Annotated in this window: 2 rRNA genes (1 of these 2 cut by a window edge); both read right to left on the reverse strand. The window is 57.0% G+C overall.

From position 1 onward, the window contains the following. Positions 1–20 precede the first annotated feature (20 nt). Positions 21–136: ribosomal RNA gene (gene rrf / locus Q7P41_RS10440) — 5S ribosomal RNA — on the reverse strand. A gap of 53 nt (positions 137–189) precedes the next feature. Next, a 23S ribosomal RNA gene (locus Q7P41_RS10445) occupies positions 190–2,500 on the reverse strand (it continues 688 nt past the right edge of the window).

Here is a 2,500-nt window from a genome sequence, read left to right on the forward strand (position 1 = left end):
CAAATAACAACAAAGCAGGCACATGGCAACGACCTACTCTCCCACGGGTCCCCCCCGCAGTACCATCGGCGCTTGAGGGCTTAACTGCCGGGTTCGGTATGGATCCGGGTGTTTCCCCTCCGCCATGGTCACCATATGCCTGCTTTAAACTCGACTCAAAAACCACAAGGAAAAGAGGAAAAAACTTTTAAGGACAAGGCCTCGGTGTATTAGTACCGGTCAGCTACACCCTTTACAGGGCTTCCACCTCCGGCCTATCTACCCTGTCATCTCCAGGACACCTTACCTGGCTTTCCCAGTGGGGGGTCTCATCTTGAGGTAGGCTTCCCGCTTAGATGCCTTCAGCGGTTATCCTTTCCGAACGTGGCTACCCGGCTCCTGCAGCTGGCGCCACAACCGGTACACCAGAGGTTCGTCCACTCCGGTCCTCTCGTACTAGGAGCAGCTCCTCTCAAACCCCCTACGCCCGTGGTGGATAGGGACCGAACTGTCTCACGACGTTCTAAACCCAGCTCACGTACCGCTTTAATGGGCGAACAGACCAACCCTTGGGACCTGCTACAGCCCCAGGATGCGATGAGCCGACATCGAGGTGCCAAACCTCCCCGTCGATGTGAACTCTTGGGGGAGATAAGCCTGTTATCCCCGGGGTAGCTTTTATCCGTTGAGCGACGGCCCTTCCACTCGGAACCGCCGGATCACTAGGACCCACTTTCGTGCCTGCTCGAGCTGTCGCTCTCGCAGTCAGGCCACCTTATGCCCTTACGCTCTTCAGGCGATTTCCATACGCCTTGAGGTGACCTTCGCGCGCCTCCGTTACTCTTTAGGAGGCGACCGCCCCAGTCAAACTGCCCACCTGACACTGTTCCGCTTTCGCGGTTAGAACCCCAGCACATCAAGGGTGGTATCCCAAGGGTGGCTCCACTAAGGCTGGCGCCCTAGCTTCACAGCCTCCCACCTATCCTGTACATGACGTACCAAAGTCCAATATCAGGCTACAGTAAAGCTCCACGGGGTCTTCCCGTCCAACCACGGGTAACCGGCGTCTTTACCGGTCCCACAATTTCACCGGGTCTCTCGCTGAGACAGCGTCCAGATCGTTACACCTTTCGTGCAGGTCGGAACTTACCCGACAAGGAATTTCGCTACCTTAGGACCGTTATAGTTACGGCCGCCGTTTACCGGGGCTTCGGTTTGGAGCTTCGCCAAATTGCTTTGGCTAACCCCTCCCCTTAACCTTCCGGCACCGGGCAGGTGTCAGGCCCTATACATCGGCTTTCGCCTTTAGCAGAGCCCTGTGTTTTTATTAAACAGTCGCCTGGACCTGGTTTCTGCAACCCGCCTCGGCTACCCCTGTAAAAGAGTTCACCTAACGCGGGCACCCCTTCTCCCTAAGTTACGGGGTCAACTTGCCGAGTTCCTTAGCGAGAGTTATCCCGTACACCTTCAGTCTGCTCAACCAGCCCACCTGTGTCGGTTTAGGGTACGGGCACCTTGGCTCCTCCCTAGAGGCTTTTCTCGGCAGTGCAGCGTCAACACCTTCGCCTTATAATTAAGGCTCCCCATCAGGTCTCGGGGTTTCGAGCCCTCGGATTTGCCTGAAGGCTCCCCCTACTCCCTTGGACTGGGCATTCCATCGCCCAGCGTGCCTAGCTCCCTGCGTCACCCCTTCGGTACAAACGTCACCAAGGTGGGGCCGGAATGTCTACCGGCTGTCCATCGGCTTCGCCCTTCGGCTACACCTTAGGTCCCGCCTAACCCTGGGCGGATTCCCTTCCCCAGGAACCCTTGGGCTTCCGGTGAGCAAGTCTTTCACTTGCTTTAACGCTACTCATGCCGGCATTCTCACTTCCTGTCAGTCCACCGCACCTCACGATGCGACTTCGGCCCAACAGGAACGCTCCCCTACCATCCGAAAAGATCTGGCTTTTCGGATCCGAGGCTTCGGTTGCGAGCTTAGCCCCCTACATTTTCGGCGCAGAAGCGCTCGACCAGTGAGCTATTACGCACTCTTTCAAGGATGGCTGCTTCTAAGCCAACCTCCTGGCTGTCTGAGCTCTTCCACATCCTTACCACACTTAGCCCGCATTGGGGACCTTAGCCGTCGGTCTGGGCTGTTTCCCTTTCGACCGCGGAGCTTTTCCCCCACGGTCTCACTCCCCTGCTTTTAAGTGACGGCATTCGGAGTTTGGTTGAGTTCGGTAGGGTCACCACCCCCCTCACCCATCCAGTGCTCTACCTCCGTCACTGAACGCAAGAGGCTGCACCTAAATGCATTTCGGGGAGAACCAGCTATCACCGCACTCGATTAGCTTTTCACTCCTATCCACAGCTCATCCAATGGTTTTGCAACACCAATTGGTTCGGTCCTCCATCCGGTGTCACCCGGACTTCAACCTGGCCATGGATAGATCGTGCGGCTTCGGGTCTGCAACGTGCGACTTGACGCCCTATTCGGACTCGGTTTCCCTACGGCTCCGGACGTCTCCGCCCTTAACCT

Source organism: Acetomicrobium mobile, assembly GCF_937920065.1.